The organism is Nonomuraea jabiensis, from assembly GCF_014204795.1.
GTDB lineage: Bacteria > Actinomycetota > Actinomycetes > Streptosporangiales > Streptosporangiaceae > Nonomuraea > Nonomuraea jabiensis.
This window is the reverse complement of the sequence record NZ_JACHMB010000001.1, coordinates 10,182,725-10,203,800: the sequence shown is the minus strand read 5'-3', so window position 1 is coordinate 10,203,800 and position 21,076 is coordinate 10,182,725. Positions and strand designations below refer to the sequence as shown.

Annotated in this window: 9 protein-coding genes; 2 read left to right on the top strand and 7 right to left on the bottom strand. The window is 73.0% G+C overall.

All coding sequences use genetic code 11. The features are described 5' to 3' along the window. Window positions 1–164: 164 nt before the first annotated feature. Both HD596_RS46680 and HD596_RS46675 read left to right on the top strand, forming a co-directional pair. Window positions 165–1,952, top strand: a complete 1,788-nt coding sequence (locus HD596_RS46680) for a cellulase family glycosylhydrolase (protein WP_185075753.1) — start codon at window positions 165–167, stop codon at window positions 1,950–1,952. A gap of 59 nt (window positions 1,953–2,011) precedes the next feature. Next, the gene (locus HD596_RS46675) at window positions 2,012–3,118 is read left to right on the top strand and encodes a cellulose binding domain-containing protein (RefSeq protein WP_185075752.1); all 1,107 of its coding nucleotides are present in this window, start codon (window positions 2,012–2,014) and stop codon (window positions 3,116–3,118) included. Here HD596_RS46675 and HD596_RS46670 read toward each other — a convergent pair. Genes HD596_RS46670 through HD596_RS46640 form a run of 7 tightly spaced genes read right to left on the bottom strand, consistent with a single transcriptional unit; the run spans window position 3,111 to window position 21,024 of the window. After that, the gene (locus HD596_RS46670) at window positions 3,111–3,320 is read right to left on the bottom strand and encodes an MbtH family protein (protein WP_185075751.1); all 210 of its coding nucleotides are present in this window, start codon (window positions 3,318–3,320) and stop codon (window positions 3,111–3,113) included. The genes HD596_RS46675 and HD596_RS46670 overlap by 8 nt on opposite strands. A gap of 18 nt (window positions 3,321–3,338) precedes the next feature. After that, window positions 3,339–5,027: an ABC transporter ATP-binding protein gene (locus HD596_RS46665; protein WP_185075750.1), complete on the bottom strand. Its 1,689-nt coding sequence runs from the start codon at window positions 5,025–5,027 to the stop codon at window positions 3,339–3,341. Next, window positions 5,014–15,948, bottom strand: a complete 10,935-nt coding sequence (locus tag HD596_RS46660; RefSeq protein WP_185075749.1) for a non-ribosomal peptide synthetase — start codon at window positions 15,946–15,948, stop codon at window positions 5,014–5,016. The genes HD596_RS46665 and HD596_RS46660 overlap by 14 nt, the downstream gene beginning before the upstream one ends. Before the next feature lie 7 nt (window positions 15,949–15,955). Further along, window positions 15,956–17,758, bottom strand: a complete 1,803-nt coding sequence (locus HD596_RS46655; RefSeq protein ID WP_185075748.1) for an ABC transporter ATP-binding protein — start codon at window positions 17,756–17,758, stop codon at window positions 15,956–15,958. A 43-nt stretch (window positions 17,759–17,801) separates the two neighbouring features. Further along, entirely contained in the window at window positions 17,802–18,857 is a 1,056-nt protein-coding gene (locus HD596_RS46650; RefSeq protein ID WP_185075747.1) for an iron-siderophore ABC transporter substrate-binding protein, read from the bottom strand. A gap of 50 nt (window positions 18,858–18,907) precedes the next feature. Further along, entirely contained in the window at window positions 18,908–19,972 is a 1,065-nt protein-coding gene (locus HD596_RS46645) for a FecCD family ABC transporter permease (RefSeq protein ID WP_185075746.1), read from the bottom strand. Next, window positions 19,969–21,024, bottom strand: a complete 1,056-nt coding sequence (locus HD596_RS46640) for a FecCD family ABC transporter permease (RefSeq protein ID WP_185075745.1) — start codon at window positions 21,022–21,024, stop codon at window positions 19,969–19,971. Before HD596_RS46640 ends, HD596_RS46645 begins: the two co-directional genes overlap by 4 nt. Window positions 21,025–21,076: the final 52 nt, after the last annotated feature.

Genomic DNA, 21,076 nt, shown 5'->3' with positions numbered 1-21,076 from the left:
CACGGTCCCCACCCGCCGGGATGAAAGTTTCAGCAACGTTCGCCGCCTTAGTCAAGGTCGGCGCGGCTGCTCCGTCCCCGGCACCGGGCGCGTTCTTGCGAAGCGGACCGGTCGGGAAGAACGTTTGGGAGCGCTCCCATCCATAAAGTCACGGAGAACCCCCCATGTCCATTCACCGGAACTCGTGGCGCAGAGCCTTGGCGGCCGCGGCCGCCGTGCTGCTCGCCGGATTCGGCCTCGCCGCGGCGCAGACCGCGGCCGAGGCCGCCGCGTCGTGTTCGGCCACCTACTCCAAGGTCTGGGACAACGGCAGCGCCTTCGGCGCCAACATCACGGTCACCAACACCGGTGACCCGTTGACCAAGTGGTCGTTGAGCTTCGACTTCCCCGACAACCAGGTGATCACCCAGATGTGGGAGGGCGTGCCGGCCCCGGCCACGCCCACCCCGGCGGGTGCGGCCGTCACCGTCAACCCGACCTCCTACAACGCCGCCAAGGCCACCGGGGCGACGTGGACCGTCGGCTTCAACGGCACCTACACCGGCGGCGCCAACAACCCGCCGCCCAGCGTCACGTGCGTCGGCAACGGCACCGGAGGCCCGCAGCAGCAGGCTCTGGTCGTCTCCCCGACCAGCGTGAACGTGCCCGAGGGCGGGACCGCGAGCTACACGGTCCGCCTGCAGTCCCAGCCGACCGGCAACGTGACGGTCACCAGCACCGCGGGCACCGGCGACAGCGACATCACCGTGAGCGCCGGCGCCTCCCTGACCTTCACCACGGCCAACTGGAACACCGCGCAGACCGTGACGCTCCGCGCCGCGCAGGACACCGACAGGATGAACGGCACCCGGCCCATCAGCGTCGCCTCCTCCGGCCTGACCACCGTCACGGTCAACGCCACCGAGACCGATGACGACGACGGCACCAACCTCCCCGCGCCGTCGCTGCACGTCTCCGGGAACAAGCTGGTCGCGAACAACGGCAACACCTACCGGCTGCTCGGCGTCAACCGGGCCAGCGGCGAGTTCGCCTGCGTGCAGGGCAAGGGCATGTGGGACAGCGGCCCCGTGGACAAGGCCTCGATCGACGCGATGAAGGCGTGGAACATCCACGCGGTCCGGATCCCGCTGAACGAGGAGTGCTGGATCGGCACCAACGGCTCGCCCAGCGGCGCCGCGTACCAGCAGAACGTCAAGGACTACGTGAACCTGCTCGTGAACAACGGCGTCACGCCGATCGTGGAGATGCACTGGAACTACGGCCAGTACACCGGTCAGGGCGCCGGCTGCTCCGACACCGCGGCCACCTGCCAGAAGCCGATGCCCGACGCGCAGTACGCGCCCACGTTCTGGACCGGCGTGGCCAACGCGTTCAAGGGCAACAACGCGGTGATCTTCGACCTGTTCAACGAGCCCTACCCGGACGCCGCCGCGAACTGGAACGCGACCGCCGGCTGGACCTGCTGGCGCGACGGCGGCACCTGCACCGGCATCGGCTACCAGGTGGCCGGCATGCAGTCGCTGGTCAACGCCGTGCGCGCCACCGGCGCCACCAACGTCATCATGCTCGGCGGCCTGGCCTGGTCGAACGACCTGAGCCAGTGGCTGACGTACAAGCCGACCGACCCGGCCGGCAACCTGATGGCCGCCTGGCACACCTACAACTTCAACACCTGCTCCAACGTCTCCTGCTGGAACAGCCAGGTCGGCGCCGTGGCCGCGCAGGTGCCCGTGCACGCCGGCGAGATCGGGCAGAACTCCTGCGCCCACGACTACATCGACCAGGTGATGGCCTGGGCCGACGCGCACGGCGTCGGATACACGGCCTGGACCTGGAACCCGTGGGGCTGCAGCCAGGGCAACGTCCTCATCACCGACTACAACGGCACCCCCACCAGCACGTACGGCGAGGGCTTCAAGGCACACCTGCTCACCCAGAACCCCTACTCGTAAAACCCCAGGCCCGGCCCGCCACCCGGGCGGGCCGGGCCGCCTCACCCGGGGAGTCACCGATGCTTCGCCGATCCCACCTGTACGCCCTGCTCACCGCGCTCCTGCTGGCGGTCACCCTCGGGGCAGCCCTGCCCGCCACGTCGGCGGCGGCGCCCGTGCGCATCATGCCGCTCGGCGACTCCATCACCGCCGGGCCCGGCTGCTGGCGCGCCATGCTCTGGCACCGCCTGCAGACGACCGGGTACACCGGCATCGACTTCGTCGGCAGCGACCCCGACGGCGGCTGCAACTACGGCTACACCTACGACGGCGACCACGAGGGCCACGGCGGCTACTCCGCCACCGGCATCGCCGACCAGAACCAGTTGCCGCCGTGGCTGGCCGCGGCCAGGCCCGACATCGTCCTCATGCACCTGGGCACCAACGACATGTGGGGCGGCTTCATCCCGACCAGCACCGTGCTGGCCGCGTACACGAAGCTGGTCGGTCAGATGCGCGCGAACAACCCCAACATGAAGATCATCGTGGCGCAGATCATCCCCATGAACCCGTCCGGCTGCCCCACCTGCGCGGCCAGCGTGACGGCGCTCGACAACGCCATCCCGGGCTGGGCCGCCGGCCTCACGACCGCGCAGTCACCCATCGTCGTCGTGGACCAGTGGACCGGCTTCGACCCGGCCACGGACACCGGCGACGGGGTGCACCCCAACGACGCCGGCTTCCAGAAGATGGCCGACCGCTGGTACCCGGCCCTGGCGCGGGTGCTCGACGGCGTGATCCCGCCGACCACGCCCACCCCCACGCCGACGCCGACCCCGACGCCGACCCCGACGCCGACCCCGACCCCGACGCCTGGTGACGGCCGGTGCGCCGCCACCTACCGGGTGATCTCCCAGTGGGGCGGCGCCTTCCAGGCCGAGGTCACCGTGAAGAACGCCTCCACGCGCGCGTCCTCCGCCTGGACGACGACCCTCACCTTCGCCGACGGCCAGCAGGTCCGCGAGTCGTGGAACACCGCGCTCACGCAGAACGGCGCCACCGTCACGGCACGCAACGCCGCCTACAACGGCGGCCTGCCGGTCGGCGCGTCGACCGCGTTCGGCTTCAACGCGACCTGGAACAACGCGACCAACACGCCGCCCCAGGTGAGCTGCGTCCTCAGCTGAGCCTTTCGGCCAGCGAACGTGGGCGCAGGTCGGTCCAGTGCCGCTCGATGTAGTCCAGGCAGGCGGTACGGCTGCTCTCGGGGAGGACGACGGTCCAGCCGGCGGGGACCTCCGCGAAGGAGGGCCACAAGGAGTGCTGGTTCTCGGCGTTCACCAGGACCAGGAAGCGGCCGTCAGCGTCGTCGAACGGGTTGGTGGTCATGCTCCGTCCCTTCTGGGTTCACCTGGCCACGGCCAGGCTGTAGTTCTCGTCGGTGGTGAGCAGGTTGCGATGGGTGTCCTCCGCCGTGATGACGCCGTCGTCCAGGACGAGGACCCGGTCGGCGGCGTCCAGGAGGGCCGGGCTGCTGGTGATCACGACGGTGGTGCGGCCCCGGCGCAGCTCGGCGACGTTGCGCGCGATGAGCTGCTCGGTGACCGCGTCCACGGCCGTCGTCGGGTCGTGCAGGACGAGGATGTCGGCGTCGGCGGCGAGCGCGCGCGCCAGCGACAGCCGCTGGCGCTGCCCGCCGGAGAGGTTGGCGCCGCGGTCGCGGACGCCGTAGTCGAGCCCTTCGGGGTGCAGGGCGACGACGTCGACCAGCATGGACGCCTCGACGGCCGCCGGCACCAGGCGGCCGGTGCCCGCCGGGTCGATGTTCGTGCGCAGGGTGCCCGCGAAGATCTCCCCGTCGTACGGGTTCACCAGCATGCGCTCGCGGACCGCCTCGATCGACAGGTCCGCGACCTCCCGCCCGCCGACCCGCACCACGCCCCCGTACGCGCCGGGCGGGACGTTCACGGCCAGGATCGACACGAGCTCGGCCGCCGCGCGCGGCTGGTAGGCGGCGATCGCCACGAACTCCCCGGCGGAGACGTGGAACTTCAGCTCCCGCAGCGACCCGTACCGGACGCCGTCGACCTCCAGGTCCCCGCCCGCGGCCGGGCGCTCCGTCCCCGGGGTCATCACCGCGGGCGCGGCCAGCACCAGCGCCATCCGCTCGGCCGACGCGCGCGCGATCATCACGTACTTCGGCATCTCGGAGAACAGCTTGAGCGGTTCCATGATGAACTGCGCCAGCCCCACGGCCATGACGAGCTGCCCGATGGTGATCCGGCCGTCGAACGCCAGCCACCCCGCCGTCAGGGTCACCGCGGTGGCGAGGACCGCGTTGAGCGTCTGCGCGGCGCCCGCGTACGCGCCGTTCACCTTGGCGACGGTGACCGCCTGGCTCCTCGCCTCCGTGCTGACCTTCCGGTAGGACAGGAACGCCGCGTGGGTGCCGCCGAAGCCGTGCAGCGGGCGCAGGCCGCTGATCAGGTCGGCGACCTTCGCACCCGCCCGCGCCACCCGGGCCTGCTGCTCGCGGGTGCCGGCGCCGATCCGCTTGGACAGCACGCTCAGGATCGACAGGATCGCGACGGTCCCCACGATCACCAGCACGCCGAGCCACACGTTGGCCATGCCCAGGGCGACCGCCGTGACCAGCACCGCGACCAGCGAGCTGATCAGCAGCGGCACGACCTCGATGATGTCCGCGGTCTGGTCGGCGTCCTCGGTGGCGATGGTCAGGACCTCGCCGGACTTGAGGTCGGCGTCCCTGGCCACGGGCTGCAGCCCGCAGGCCGCGACCCGCACCCGCCAGCGGTGCGCCTCGGTCGTGTTGGCCTTCTGCAGGATGCGCATCCCGAACCGCCACGACAGCGACACGGTCGTGATGATCACGGCCAGCGCGGCGATCGACAGCGCGAGCGAGCCGAGGCTGCGCTCGCGCAGGGTGTGCTCGACGATCAGGCCGAGCGCGATGGGGAAGGCGGTCTCGCCGGCCTGGTACATGCCCATGAGGAGGGTGCCCCAGGCCATGGCGCCCGCGTTGCGTCGCAGTGCGGTCCGCAGGATGCCGGACCCCGTACGGTCAGGAGCGGTCATCGAGGTGCCGGGCGATCGCTTCGGGGGTCCGCAGGGCGAACAGGTCACGAACGGTGATCACGGGACCGTACTCGCGGCGGAGCAGCCCGATCAGCCGCACCGCCAGCATGGAGTGCCCGCCGAGGGACAGGAAGTCGCTCACCGCGCTCACCTCGTCGTCGTCCAGGTCCAGCGCCTCGGCGAAGAACTCGCACACCACGGTCTCGGTCCCGGTCGCCGGGCCACGTTCGCGCGCCCTGGTCAGCGCGCCCAACGGCCTGGCCTCCGGCAGCGCCCTGGCGTCGGCCTTCCCGTTCACGGTCAGCGGGATGGCGTCGACCTGGGCGTAGTGCGTGGGGCGCAGGAAGTCCGGCAGCCCGGCGCCCACCTCGGTGGCGACGCTCGCGAGGTCGGAGCCGTCCAGCACGAGGTAGGCGGCCAGCCGGTACGCGCCGTCGACCTGCGGGTCCGGCTGGGCGACCGCGGCGGCGAACCGCACCGCCGGATGCGCCTCGAACGCGGCCTCGACCTCGCCCGGCTCGACCCGATGCCCGCGGATCTTGACCTGCTGGTCGGTGCGGCCCAGGTACGCCAGGTTCCCGTCGGGCCGCCGGACCACGAGGTCCCCGGTGCGGTACATGCGCTCGCCGGGCTCGCCGAACGGACAGGCGACGAACCGGTGCGCGGTCTGGGCCGGCTGGCCGAGGTAGCCGCGCGCGATGCCGATGCCCGAGACGTACAGCTCGCCGGGCACGCCGTCCGGCACCGGCCGCAGCCAGGGATCCAGCACGTACACGTCGGTGTTGTCGATCGCCACGCCGACCACCGGGTCCTGGCACTCGAAGGTGCCGACGCCGAGGGTGTTGATGGTGTACTCGGTGGGCCCGTACAGGTTGTAGCCGACCGTCCCCTCGGTCTCGGCGAGCTGGCGCCACAGCGCCGGGGTGACCGCCTCGCCGCCCAGCAGCACCAGCGCGGGCCGCCGCGCGGGATCGTCGAGCAGCCCTTCGGCCACCAGTTGCTGCGCGTAGGTGGGGGTCACGTTGATGACGTCGATCCCGTGCTCCAGGCAGTACTCGACCAGACGGGGCGCGTCGCGCCGCAGCTCCTCGTCGCAGATGTGCACCTCGTGGCCGTCGGCGAGCCACAGGAGCTCCTCCCACGACATGTCGAACGCGAACGACACGGTGTGCGCGATCCGGAAGACGCGGTGGGCGTGCCGCGCCAGCACCGGTTCGAAGATCCGGCGCTGGTGGTTGATCAGCATGTTGGTCAGCCCGGCGTACTCGGTCACCACGCCCTTGGGCTTCCCGGTCGATCCGGAGGTGTAGATGGTGTAGGCCGGGTGCCGCAGGCGGTCCGGGTCGTCCGGCGCGAACGTGGTGAACGGCTCGGCCTCCGGCAGGGGGCGGTCCAGCTCGATCAGGTCGCCGCTCAGCCGGGGGGCGACCGCGCTCACGGTGAGGATCACGTCCGGGCGGGCGTCCGCGACGATCGCGGCGATCCGCTCGTCCGGGTGGTCCAGCTCCAGCGGCACGTACGCGGCGCCGGCGCGCAGCACGGCGAACAGCGCCACGATCGAGTCGAGGGAGCGCGGGATCGCCAGGCCCACGGTCTTCTCGGGGCCGATGCCGCGCCGCGCGAGCACCCCCGCCACCTCGCGGCTGCGGTCCCTGAGCTGGGCGAACGTCATGGTCCGGCCGTGGGCGACGAGCGCCACCCGCTGTGGGTTCGCGTCCGCCGCCTGGTCGAACCGGTCAACGACGGTGTCCGTGCCGACGTCCGTACGTACGGCCGGCTCGGGCTCCGACCCCAGACCGCGCAGCGCGCCCACCGGCCCGGTCGAGCGGGCCAGCTCCTCCAGCACGCGCACGTAGTCGTCGAGGAGACGGCGGGCGCGCCCGGCGTCGTCGTCGCGGTGCTCCAGCTTGATCGTGAGCCGGTCGCCGGGCGTGACGACCCAGGTGAACGGGTAGTGCGTGGAGTCCTCGGCGCGCACCTCGGTGATGCCGTGCCGGGCGTTCATCGCGGCGAGCGCGTCCAGGTCGAGGAAGTTCTGGAGCACGAACAGGTTGTCGAACAGCGTGTCGTGCCCGCCGGCCCGCTGGATGTCGCCGAGCCCCAGGTGCTCGTGCTCCATCGCCGCGACCCTGGCCGCCTGCACCGCGGACAGGTACTCCCGCACCGTGTCGTGCGGCCGGGCCCGCGTCCACATGGGCACGGTGTTGAGCAGCACGCCGACCATGCCGGACAGGCCCTCGCCCTCCCGGCCGGAGACGGTCACGCCGAACACGGCGTCGCCGCGGCCCGTGTGCGCGCCCAGCAGCAGGCCGAACGCGCCGGTCAGCACCGAGTTCAGCGTGACACCGTGGGTCCTGGCCGCTTCGCGCAGCAGGTCCGACTGCTCGGGGGAGAGCGTGCGCACGATGGCGCCCGGCAGCTCGTCCGGCAACGACGGCGACGGTCCGGCGAGCAGCGTCGGGCCCGGGAGTCCGGTCAGGTGCTCGGCCCAGAAGCGTTCCGACGCCGAGGGGTCCCTGGAGGCGAGCGCCCGGGCGTGGTCCGCGAAGCTCGGCGTGGCCGGGACGGGAGTGAGTGGCTCTCCGGCGAGGACGGCCTGATAGGCGTCGAACAGGTCCCGCAGCACGATCTCGCGCGACCAGCCGTCCCACAGCAGCAGGTGGTAGCTCAGCAGCAGGCCGTCGCGGTCGCCGGGCAGGCGCACCACGGTCAGCCGGATCAGCGGCGGCTCGCCCGGGTCGAAGCCCGTGTCGCGGTCGCGGGCGCGCAGGGCCTCGACCTCGGCGTCCGTGGACACGGTGACCGTGCGGACGTCGACCCGGCGGCCCGCCGCGAGGACCTGGACCGGGTCGCCGGCGGCGTCGGTGGTGAAGCCGGCGCCCACGACCGGGTGCCGCGCGATCACGTACGCCATCGCCTCGGCCAGGGCGCCGGTGTCCAGCCGCCGGTCGAAGGTGAAGTAGTTCTGGGCGACGTAGTGCCCGGCCGGGCCGGCCAGCTGGGCCTGGAAGAACAGGCCCTTCTGGAGCGGGGTGACCGGCGCCGTCCACTCGGCCGTCGCGGCGGCGTCGGCGATCCGCTCCAGCGCGCGCCGCCAGTGCTCGGTGAGCTCGTCGGGGACGCCTTCGGCGAGGGTGAAGGTCGCGCGCAGGCTTCCGGTGGACGCGTCGATCCACGTGTTGACCTCGACCGCGTACGGGCTGCCGGGGTCGCCGCCGGTGATGTGGAGCGCCTGGGACTCGCTGCCCCGGCCGAGGTAGTTGAACAGCACCTGCGGGCGCGCGCTCAGCAGCGGCGCGGTCTGCGGGTTGAGGTACCTGAGCTGGCCGTAGGCGACGTGCCGGCGCTCGTCCGGCTGGCGTTCGGCGAGCTCGCGCGCCGCCGCGACGGGGTCGGTGTGCGCGGTGAGCCGTACGGGGGCGATGGAGGTGAACCAGCCGACCGTGCGGGTGTAGTCGTGGTGTTCGAGCGCCGGGACCCGGCCGTGCCGCTCCAGCTCGATCGCGAGGTCGGCCGGCGAGGGCTGGACGTGCGTCAGCGCGGCCCGCAGCGCCCCGCACAGCAGCTCGGTGACGCCGACGCCGAGCGTGGCGGGCGCGGTACGCGTCACGCGGGCGGTCACCTCGGGCGCGATCTCCACCGTGGTCTCGCGCGGCCGCTCGACCACGGGCAGCAGCGGGGGCGCTGCGAGCGTGGTGACCCAGTGCCCGAGGTCGCCGATCGCCCGGGCGGACCCCGCCGCCAGCGCGTCGGCGTACTCGGCGTAGGACGTGGCCGGCGGTGTCAGGGCCGCCCCGCGCATGGCGGTGGCCAGGTCGTCCAGCAGGATCAGCCACGACACCGAGTCGACGGCGAGGTGGTGCGCGGTGACCACGAGGGTCCGGCTCGGCGCCAGCCACGAGAACGCGATCATCTCCCCGGCCTCGGGGTCGAGCCGTCCGGCGGCCTCGTTCGCGACGGCCGCCGCGTCGGTCGCGTCCGTGCGGGTGACGGTGACCTCGCGGGCGGGCTCGGTGCGCAGCGACCACACCCCGTGCTCGACGCGCAGCCGCAGCCGGAGGGCGGGGTGCGCGGCCACGACGGCGCCGGCGGCGCGTTCGGCGTCGGCGAACCTGGTCCCCTCGGGCGCCACCAGCGTCCTGGCCTGGGCGAACCGGGCGAGCGAGCCGCCCAGCTCCCGCTGGCGCAGGATGATCGGCGTCGGCGTCAGCGGGCCGTCCTGCGGGGCTGCGGGCAGGGGTTCGGCGGCCTGCGGCGTACCCAGGTGTCCGGCGAGCGCGCGCGGCGTTCTGAGCAGGAACACGTCCCGTGGGGTGATCCGCAGGCCGAGCGCCCTGGCCCGGTTGACCACGGTGATGATGACGATGCTGTCGCCTCCGGCCCTGAAGAAGTCGGTGTCGGCGTCCACCTCGCAGCCGGGCAGCGCGTCGGCGAAGACGCCGACCAGCGCGGCGAGCATCAGGGTGTCGTCCCGCTCGGTGTGCCCGGAATCGACCACGGGCACCGCGGCGTCGTCCCGCGCGGCGTGCTCGCTCAGGGCCTTGCGGTCCAGCTTGCCGTTGACGGTCAGCGGCAGCGCCTCGACCCGCAGCACCCGGCGCGGCACCATGTACGCGGGCAGCTTCGCCGACAGCAGGCCGGTGACGTCGCCGGGCACCTTGCCCACGACGTGCGCGACCAGATGATCGCCACTTCCGGACACGGTGACGGCCACGTCGACCACGCCGTCGAGCTCCCTGATCGCGGACTCCACCTCGCCGAGCTCGATGCGGAACCCCTTGAGCTGCACCTGGTCGTCGGCGCGCCCGGCGAACTCCAGCTCGCCGTCGAGCGTGCGGCGGGCGAGGTCGCCCGTGTGGTACATGCGGGAGCCGTCGCCCGCGAACGGGTCGGCCACGAACCGGCTCGCGGTGAGCCCCGGCCTGCCCAGGTAGCCGAGCGACACCTGGTCGCCGGCGACGTAGATGGCGCCCACCCGGCCCGGCGGCACCGGCCGGAGCCGGTCGTCGAGCAGGTAGGTGACCAGGCCGGGGATCGGGCCGCCGATCGGGCTGGCGTCGCCGGCCGCGAAGTCCTCGTCGGTCAGCACCCGGTGCGTGACGTGGACGGTGGTCTCGGTGATGCCGTACATGTTGACCAGCTCGGGCGAGCGCGTGCCGTGCCGCTCGACCCAGCCGCGCAGCCGCCCGAGGTCCAGCGCCTCGCCGCCGAAGATGATCCGGCGCAGCGCGGTGACCGGCTCGCCGGAGTGCCGGTCGGCCTCCATGAACTGGTAGAACGCCGACGGGGTCTGGTTGAGCACGGTCACTCCGCGCTCGCGGACCAGCCGGTGGAAGTCGACCGGGGAGCGGGTCAGCCCGTACTCCGGCACCAGCAGCTCGCCGCCGTGCGCCAGCGCGCCCCACAGCTCCCACACCGCGAAGTCGAAGGAGTAGGAGTGGAACTGCACCCACACGTCGTCCGGGCCGAAGTCCATGCCGGGCCGGGTGTTCGCGAGCAGCGCCACCACGCTGGAGTGCGGGACGACGACCCCCTTGGGCCTGCCGGTCGAACCTGACGTGTAGATCACGTACGCCGGATCGTCCGGGCTCACCTCGGGCGCGGTGGTGTCCAGCGGCAGCTCGTCCCCCTGGACGAGCACGCGGGCGCCCACCCTGGCGGCCGGCTCCGCGAAGCGGTCCCGCTGGTCGCGGTCCACGAGCACGACCTGCGGGGCGGCGTCGGCGAGGACGTACTCCAGCCGTTCGTCCGGGTAGGCCAGATCCAGCGGCACGTACGCGCCGCCCGCGCTGACGATCGCGACCAGGGCGACGACCTGCTCGACGGAGCGCGGGACGGCGACGGCGACCCGCTTGCCCGGCCCGACCCCGGCCGCGCGCAGCGCCGCGGCCAGCTCGTCCTTCGCCCGCGCCAGCTCGCCGTAGGTCAGCGACCGGGTGCCGCCGTCGAGGCCGCACTGGGTGACGGCGGTGGCGGCCGGGTCGCGCCCGGCGGCGGCGTCGAACAGCCCGCCCAAGGTCGCCGGGGCGGTCCGCGCGGGCCGCCCGGAGCCGTCGGCCGCCAGGCCGTCCGGCCGGGCGAGCCGCCCGAGGCCGTCCGGCACCGGGCCGTCCGGCCGGGTGAGCAGGCCGGTCAGCGCCCGGGTGAACGCGCGCAGGATCGCCCGGGCGCGCGTCTCCCGCAGCAGCTCGCGGTCGTAGATCAGGTTGAACCGGGGACGGCCGTCGCGGGCGCGCTCCACCACCAGCGTCAGCGGGTAGTGCGGGGCCCCCTCGTTCACGATGCCGGTGATGACGAACTCGTCGCCCGGCCCGCGCAGAGCGTCCACGTCGGCCGCGACGTCGAACACCACCAGGGTGTCGAACAGCGGGCCGCCACCGGCCTGGCGGCCGATCCTGGTCAGGGAGACGTGCTGGTGCGGCAGCACCGCGCTCTGGTGCTCCCGCACCGAGGCGAGCAGCTCGCGCGCCGTGGTGGCGCCGTCCCAGCGGACGCGTACGGGGATCGTGTTGATGAGCAGCCCCACCATGTCCTCGATGCCCGGCACGTCCGCGTCGCGCCCGGACACCGTGGAGCCGAACACCACATCCTTTCCGGGGTCCCTGCCCGGCAGGATGCCGCCCAGCGTCACCGCCCACGCGCCGTGCACCGCGACGCTCAGCGGCACGCCCGCCGCCCGGGCGGCCGCGTCGACGTCGTCGTCCGGCTCCATCGAGGTCTCGGCGAACCGGCCGGACGGGGTGTGCCCCTCGGCGACCAGCGAGGGGCCGGGCAGGCCGGCGAGCTGATCGCGCCACACCCGGTCGCTCTCGCCGTCGTCGCGCGCGGCCAGCGCCCGCACGTGGTCGGCGAAGCCGCCCTGCGGGTACGCGGTCCACGGCGCGTGATACTCGGCCAGCAGCGCGCGCAGCATCGGGGGCACCGACCAGCCGTCGGCGATGATGTGGTGCACGGTCTGCACCAGCACGTTCGCACCGGGGCCCGTGCGGATGAGGGTGAAGCGCATCAGCGGGCCGGTGGCCAGGTCGAACCCGGCGCGGCGGTCGCGTTCGGCGAGGTCGCGGAGCTCGTCCTCGGTGATGCCGGGACGCTCCAGCGTGGTGAACGGCGCCGTCACCCCGCTCTCCAGCACCGAGACCACGCGGCCGTCGGCGAGGGCCACGAAGCGCGCGGCCAGGTTCGGGAACAGCTCGAACAGCCGGGTGGCCGCCGCCGCGAGCCGGTCGGCGTCCACGTCACCGTCCAGCGTCATGATCTGCTGCTCGACGTAGCTGCCCGCCGAGTCGTCGTCGAAGACGGAGTGGAAGTACAGGCCCTCCTGCAACGGGGTCAGCGGCAGGATGTCCCGCAGCGCCGGGCCGTCCAGGGCGTCGACGTCGGCCTGCGTGAGGGACACCGCGGCGAAGTCGCTGGGGGAGTGGCCGCCCTGGTCGAGCGCGGCCAGCCCGGTCAGCGCCGCCCGGAAGTACTCGCCGATCGTCGCGATGTCCTCCTCGGCGAACATCCCGTCCGGCCAGGAGATGGTGGTGAGCAGCTCGTACTCGCCGCTCGCGCCGGGCTCGGCGATGGCGTTGAACTCCAGGGCGCGCGGTAGCCGCATCCCCGGGTCGCGCCTCTCGCCCAGCTGCCCCGTGGCGCCCGCGAGCCGCCAGTCCCCGGACGCGCCCGCGTCGTAGCGGCCCAGGTAGTTGAACAGCACCTGGGGGGCGGGCGCGGCGAACCCGGCGCCGGCCAGGTACCGCAGGGCGCCGTACGAGACGCCGTTGCTCGGGACCCGCGCGAGGTCCTCCTTGACCGCCTTCAGCGCCGCGGACAGGTAGCCGGGGGCGGTGAAATCGGCCGTCGCGCCGGGGTCCACGGTCACCGGGAACAGGGTGGTGAACCAGCCCACGGTCCGCGACAGGTCCGGCTCGTAGCCGGCGGCCTCCGCCACGAACCGTCCCTCGCGGCCGTGGCCCTCGAGTTCGATGTGCGCGTACGTCTGGTCCTGCCCGAGGTCGCGGCGCCACCGGGCGAGGGCGACGGCGAGCGCGGTCAGCAGCACGTCGTTGACGCCCGCGTGGAACCTCGCCGGGATCTCGCCCAGCAGCGCGGCGGTGACCTCGGGGCCGACCGGGACGACCCGGGTCCGCTCGGCCGCGACGGTGTCGGACGCGGACAGCGGGCGCCGGCCCAGCGGCCCGTCCTCTCCCGGCAGGGGCCGCTGGAAGTAGTCGCGGTCCGCGTCGAACGCCGCGAGCTCCAGCAGCTGCGTCCAGCGCCGGAACGACGTGCCCACCGGCGGCAGCTCGATCGGCGTGCCCGAGGTGAGCTGCCGCCAGCCCGTGGCCAGGTCCTCCATCAGGATCCGCCAGGAGACGCCGTCGACCACCACGTGATGGGCGACCAGGACCAGCTGCCGCGCCTCGCGCCGCCAGACGGCACGGAGCATCACGCCGCCGTCCGGGTCCAGGGCGGCGGTGGCGAGCCGGACGCACTCGTCGAGCGGCCGGTCGCTCTCCTCCCACCCGGCGACGGCCCGGTCCGCCTCCGGGATGTCGAACCCCCAGCGCTCGCCGCGCACCAGCCTGGCGCGCAGCATGTCGTGCCGCCTGACCAGGGCGTCGAGCAGCTCGCCGAGGGCGCCGGCGGTCAGGTGGGCCGGGGTGTTCAGCACCACGGACTGCACGAAGCCGTCGATCGCGTCCGTGTGCTCGCCGAGCCACCGCACGATGGGCACTCCCGTGACGGGGCCGGTCGCGACGTCCCCGCGGTCCACGGCGGAGACGTCGTCGCGGGTGGCCGCCGCCGCGAGCGCGCCCACGTTGCGGCAGGCGAAGATCTGCGTCGCCGTGACGTGGAGGCCCGCGTCGCGTAGCGCGCTCAGCAGCGAGATCGCCAGAATGCTGTCGCCGCCGAGCCTGAAGAAGTTCTGGTCGACACCGACCTCGTCCAGCCGCAGCACCGACGCCACCGCCGCGCACACCAGGCGCTCCTTCTCGGTGGCCGGGGCGACGATCGCACCCGTCCCGATCGCCGGCTCCGGCAGCGCGGCCCGGTCCAGCTTGCCGTTGGCGGTGAGCGGGAACTCCTTCATCACGACGACGTGCGCGGGCACCATGTACTCGACCATGTGCTCAGTGGCCCACGCCTTGACCTCGTCCGCCCGCAGGTCACCGCTCCCGGCCGCCGGGATCACGTACCCCACCAGGTAGGTGCCGCCCGCCGCGTTCTTCTTGGCGACGACGCAGGTGTGCCGTACCCGGGGATGCTCCGCGAGGCCGACCTCGACGTCCTCGATCTCCAGCCGCATGCCGCGGATCTTGATCTGGTTGTCGGCCCGGCCGAGGAAGTCCAGCGACCCGTCGGGGGCGAAGCGCGCGAGGTCGCCGGTCCGGTACAGCCGGGACCCGTCGGTGGCGAAGGGGTTCGCCACGAACCGGGACGCCGTCAGGCCGGGCGCGTTGACGTACCCGCGGCCCAGGAGGAAGCCGCCCACGTACAGCTCGCCGCCGACGCCGACCGGGACCGGGCGCAGCTCCTCGTCCAGCACGTACAGCTCGGTGTTGGGGTTGGCCTTGCCGATCGACGTCGACAGGCGTTCGGCCGCGCCCCGGTAGATGACGTGCGAGACGCCGATCGTCGTCTCGGCGGGGCCGTAGCCGTGGTACATGGGGATGTCGAGCCGGGTGCGGAAGCGCTCGTACAGCTCCGGGGTCAGCACCTCGCCGCCGCACCACACGTGCCGCAGGCTGTCCAGCCGCCCGGAGTCGCCCGCGATCTCCAGCAGCACGTCCAGCATGGACGAGACCAGGTACGTGAAGGTGACGCGCTGCTCGGCGATCACGCTCAGCAGGTGGTGCGGGTCGCGCTCGCCGCCGGGCCGCAGGACCACCAGCCGGCCGCCGCACACCAGCGGCAGGAAGATCTCGTTGATGGAGATGTCGAACGACAGCGGCGCCTTGAACAGCGACGCGTCGTCGTGGCCGAAGCCCAGGATCTCGCGGGACTGCCACAGCAGGCGCTCGCTGATCGCCTCGTGCCGGATCATCGCGCCCTTGGGCCGCCCGGTAGAACCGGACGTGAAGATCACGTACGCCAGGGCGGGACCGGGAACGGCGACCCCGGTGTCCTCGGTGGGATACGTGCCGAACCGCCAGTCGTCGAGGTCGACGGCCACGGCCTCCGGCTCGCCCGCGGCGCGCTCGCCGGAGTCGTTGAGCTGCGCCACGACCCCGGCGTCCTCGATGACGACCGCCCGGCGCGCGGCGGGCCACTGCGGATCGAGCGGCACGAACGCGCCGCCCGCCTGGAGCACGGCCAGCAGGCCGATCACCATCTCGGCGGAGCGGCCCAGCGAGATGCCGACGATCTGCTCGGTGGTGAGCCCGCGCTCGATCAGGTGGTGGGCCAGCTGGTGGGACAGTTCGGCCGCCTCGCGGTAGGTCAGCGACCGGTGCCCGTCCACGATGGCGACGGCGTCCGGCCTGGTCCGGGCCTGCTCGCGGAACATCTCCACGATGGTCGGGCGGACCCGGTCCACGCGGGTGTCGTTCCACTCGGCCAGGGCCGCGAGCCGGGCCGGCACGCTGGACGGGCCGATGGTGCCGATGGGCCGGTCCGGGAAGTCGGCCAGGTCGTCCAGCGCGAGCTGCGCGTCGGCCGGCGCGACGCCCTCGGGGACGGTGATGCTCCGGCCGTCCGCGCCGACCTCCCAGCCGGCGACCCCGTCACCGCCGTTGTCGGCCCATCCGAGGACGTCGGCGAACAGGGTGCCGGGGGTGAGGTCGAGACCGTCGGGGCTCTGGCCGGTCGCCCAGTAGGCCAGCCCGATGGCGCACGCCCTGGTGATGGTCCTGTCGGAGTAGCCGCCGATCCGCCTGCGCACGCCGGCCAGGCGCGCGGGAGAGAGCAGCGCGAGACGAGTGCTCGGTTCCGTCATCGAAGACTCAGCCGTCCCTTTCGAAGGATGAAGGTTCTTGCCACGCGCGCCACAGCCGCGCGTACCTGCCGCCCAGAGCCACCAGCTCCTCGTGGGTTCCCTGCTCCACGACGCGTCCCGCGTCCAGCACGGCGATGCGGTCGGCCGCCATCGCCTGGGTGAGCCGGTGCGCCACGAAGAGCGTGGTACGGCCCCGGCACGCGGCGGCCACGGCCCGCTCCAGCTCGGCGGCGCCCTGGCTGCCCGCCTCCGCGGTCGACTCGTCCAGCACCACCACCGGCGCGCGGCCCAGCACCAGCCGGGCCAGGGCGATCTGGGCGACCTTGGTGCCGTCCAGCCGCTCGCCGCCCTCGCCGACCAGGGTGTCCAGCCCGTCGGGCAGCGCCGCGACCCACGTCTCGGCGCCGACCCTGCGCAACGCGTCCATCAGCTCGGCGTCGCTCGCCTCCGGCGCGGCCAGCCGCAGGTCGCCGGCGAGCGGACCGGAGAACACGTGCGTCTCCTGCGTCAGGATGCTCACCAGGGCCCGCGCGCCGGCCTCGTCCAGCCCGGCGAGATCGGTCGATCCGATGCGCACGGACCCGGCCTGCGGGGTCCCGATCCCCGCGATCAGCGCCGCCAGGGTCGACTTGCCCGCACCCGTGGCCCCCACCAGCGCGAGCGAGCCGCCCGCCGGGATCGTCAGATCGACGTCCCGCAGGACCGGCCGCTCCGAGCCCGGATAGCTGAACGTCAGCCCCTCCACCACCACCGGGTACGGCCCGGCGTCCGCGGCGGCGGCCACCCGCCCCACCAGCCTCTCCTCCGTGGCCTCGCCCAGCACTCCGACCAGCCGGGTCAGGCTCGCGCCCGACTTCTGCGCCTCGTCGAAGGTGAACAGGATGGCGCCCAGCGGGTTGAACAGCCGGTGGAACAGCAGCGGCGCCACCGACGCCTCGCCCAGCGTGACGGCGCCGGCCTCCAGCAGGGCGTAGCCCACCACGAGGATCAGGACCAGCCCGATGAACTCGGCGCGGTTCTCCCTGCCGACGAACCGGCCGAAGAACCGGAACACCTCGACGCCGAGCTCGCGCACCCGCCACGACTCGCGGGTGACCTGCTCGCGGAAGGACTCCTCAAGGCGGTACGCCCGGACGGTGTCGATCCCGTTCAGGCCACTGATCAGCGCCTGCGCGCGGTCGGCTTGCGCCTCCCGCTGCTTCTGGTAGAGCGGCGCGGACCGGGGGAGGTACCAGCGCAGGGCCAGCGCGTACGCGGGCAGCGCGCCGGCGCCCGCCAGGCCGAGCCGCCAGTCCAGCCCGAACATGCCGGCCGTGGCGATGACGACCAGGACCCCCGAGGAGAACACCGTGGGGACCGCCGTCCGGATGCCCTTCGACACCACGGCCACGTCGTCGCCGACCCTGGACAGCACGTCGCCCCGGCCGACCTGCTCGATCCGCGCGCTCGGCATGCCCAGCACCGCCCGTACGGCGCCTTCCCGCAGCCGCGCGAGCAGGTCCGCGCCCAGCCGTCCGATCAGGTACGTGGCCGCCGTGGTGGCCGCCGAGCCGAGCAGCGCGGCGGCCACCATCAGCACCCCGACGGTGACCAGGACCGACCGCGACTGGCCTTCGACCACGCCGTCGACCACCCGGCCGAGCAGGAGCAGCGGCAGCACCTGGAGCGCCGCCGCGGCCACCGCCGTGAGCACGGTAGCGCCCGTCTGCCAGGGCACCTCGCGGCAGTACGCCGCGACCCAGCGGGTGGCCTCGCGCCCCGTCGCCGTGCGCAGGATGGCCGGGGCGACGCGCGTGCCGGCGGTGCTCACACCCGGACCACGGCAGGCCGGGGACGGGACTTGTTCACCGGCGTCACTGGGCGGCCGACTTGACGAGCTCGTCGATCGCGTACGGCAGGGACAGCAGGGTGCCCTGCGACATGGCCGCGCCGATCGCCGGTCCCTCGCTGTCCAGCAGGTACGACACCTTGCCGCCCTTGACCGCGGGCAGGTTGGCGAACAGCTTGAAGTTCTTCAGCGCGTTCTGGTCCGCCTGGTCGGCGATGACGAAGATGTGGTCGACGTCGATCAGGTCGATGCGCTCGGGGGAGAGCACGGTGTAGAAGCTGCCGCCCGCGATCTTGTCGATCTCCGTCGCGCCCTTGAAGCCGATGCCCGACACCAGCCGTCCGCGCACGTCGGTGGTGGTGAACGGCGCGACCGAGTTCTTGTACCAGGACACCGCGACGGCGGTGCGCTCGGCGAACTCCGGGTGCTCCTTGCGGGCGGCGTCGAGCTTGTCCTGGATGCCCTGCACCAGCTCGGTGCCCTCGTCGGCCTTGCCGAGCGCCTTGGCGATGTGCAGCGCGTTGTCCTGCCACGGCGCGCTGAACGGCTCCTTCTCGGTCTTGGTGCGGCCCACCGTCGGAGCGATCTTGGAGAGCCGATCGTAGGCGGCCTGGTCGATCTCGGAGTAGACCGCGATGATCAGATCGGGCCGCAGGGCGGCGATCTTCTCGTAGTTGGGGCCGGAGTCCCCGTTGTTCATGATGACCTCGGGGCGGGTGTCGCCCCACTTGTCCTTCACCCAGGGCCACTGGGTGTTGATGTCGGGGGTCTTGCCCGGCGGGTTCGGGTACTGGTCGACCATGCCGACCGGCTTGATGCCGAAGGCCAGGATCGCCTGGTCGTCGGTGTAGCCGACGGAGACGACCCGCTGGGGGGCCTTGGCGATCTGCGTGGACCCGAACGCGTGCTCCACGGTCACCGGGAACACGCCACCGTCCGTGGCGGCAACGGGGGCGCTGCTCGGCTGGTCCGCCGAGCCCGAACCGCATCCCGCGACGAGGCCCCCGCTCAATGCCGCAGCGGACACCACCGCCGCGAACCGCCGCAAGGTCTTCGTACCTGTTCTTCGCTGGAGGAGCATCCGGAATCCCTTGCTTTCCACTGCCACGCCGATATTAGGTTAGCCTAACCTTACTTCTTTAGGTTCGCCCGCACCAGCAGGTAGACGAGAAAAGGGCCGCCGATCGCGGCGGTGACCACGCCGACGGGGAGGCTGACCGGCAGCGCCGTACGCGCCACCAGGTCCGAACCGATCAGCAGCAGCGCGCCCACCAGCCCGGAGGCCACCAGCGGCGGCGTCGGGCACCGCGACAGGCGCATCGCCACCTGCGGCGCCACCAGCGCGACGAACGGGACCGGCCCCGCCGCGCTCACCGCCACGCCGGCCAGCAGCACCGCGCACAGCAGCAGGACCGCCCGCACCATCGAGTACCGGACACCCAGGCCCGCCGCGACCTCGTCACCGAAGTGCAGCGGCCGGAGCTGGAACGCCACGCACGACACGACGGCGATGAGAGCGAGCGCGCACCACAGCGCCACCGAGACCTCGCCCCACGACCGGCCGTCCAGCGAGCCGACCAGCCACGCCTGCGCCCGCGCCACGTCCCGGATGTCGGCCGTGACCAGCAGCCAGATCGTGATCGCCTCCATCACGGCGCTCACCGAGATGCCGATGAGGATGAGCCGGAGGCCGTCGATCCCGCGCCGCCACGCCAGGAAGTACACCAGCAGCCCGGTGCCGAGCCCGCCCGCGAGCGCCGCCGCCGACAGGCCCACGGAGTCGACGATGGCCGTGGCGGCCCCGCCCGACACCGTCACCAGGAACACCGCGACCGCGCTCGCGCCCCCGGTGATGCCCAGCACGTCCGGGCTGGCGAGCGGGTTGCGCGCGATGGACTGCGTGATCGCCCCGGACACCCCGAGCGCGACCCCCACGACGAGCCCGGCCAGGGCGCGCGGCATGCGCAGATCCATGATGACGAACTCGTCGACCCGCTCGCCCTGGCCGAAGAGCGTGGCGATCACCTGGGGCAGGCCGATGGGGAAGTCCCCGGTGCCGATGGACAGGCAGAACACCAGAAAGACCGCCGCCGCCAGCAGCAGCGTCACCAGCACCATCCAGGGCCGCCACACGAACGACGCGTGGCCGAGCCGCACGCCCGGTGCCACCGGCCGCTTCACCGCTGTCTCGTTCATACCGTCTTGAACTTTCCGCGCCAGACCAGCGCCGCGAAGAACGGCGCGCCGACGACGGCGACGACGACGCCTGCCTGCAGCTCGCCCGGCCGGGTCACCACGCGCCCGGCGATGTCGCAGACCAGCAGGACGACGGCGCCGAGCAGGCCCGCGCACGGCACCAGCCAGCGATAGTCGGGCCCGGTGAGATACCGGGCCACGTGGGCCACCATCAGCCCGAGGAACGCGATGGGGCCGCACGCCGCCGTGGTCGCGCCCGCCAGCAGGGTGATGGCGACGATGCCGACGGTCCGGGTCCGCGTGAGGTTCACGCCCAGCCCGCGCGCGACGTCGTCACCCAGGTTGAGCAGGTTGATGGCGGGCAGCGTGGTCAGCGCCAGCAGCAACCCGGCCACGATGAACGCGACCACCGGCCAGATGACGTCGAATCCGACCCCGGCGACGGTGCCCGCGTTCCAGAACCGCAGGGCGTTCAGCGACGCCTGGTCCGATAACGCCACCGCCGTGGTCATCGCCGCCAGGAAGACCGCGACCCCCTGCCCGGCCAGCGCGAGCGTCAGCGGGCTGCCCGCGCCCCGGCCGATGCCGGCCAGCCCGAACACGACGGCACCGGCGGCCGCCGCCCCGAGGAAGGCGAACCAGACGTACTGGTACGGATTGGCGAGCCCGAACAGGAGGATCACCGACACCACGGCGAACGAGGCGCCGGAGTTCACCCCCAGCAGCCCCGTGTCGGCGATCGGGTTGCGCGTGTACCCCTGGATCAGCGCCCCGCTGACCCCCAGGGCGACGCCTGCCACGATCGCGAGCACGGTCCTGGGCACCCGTACGGTCTGCACGATGAGCGCGATCTCGGTGAGCCGCTGGTCGGAGCCCGGCTCCGGGAACAGGCCCTGCCACACCTCCGCGAGGCTCAGCCCGCGCGCGCCGACGGCCAGCGAGACCGCCCCCGCGACCAGGAGAACCACCGCGAGCACGCCCAGGCCCAGCACCCGCCGCCGGCGGGCCCCCGTGACCTCGGACGTGGGACGTTTCTCCAGAGTCGTGCTCATCGACCTACAATCCACGGAGCCCATCTCGATCATGAAACTTAGGTAAGTCTAT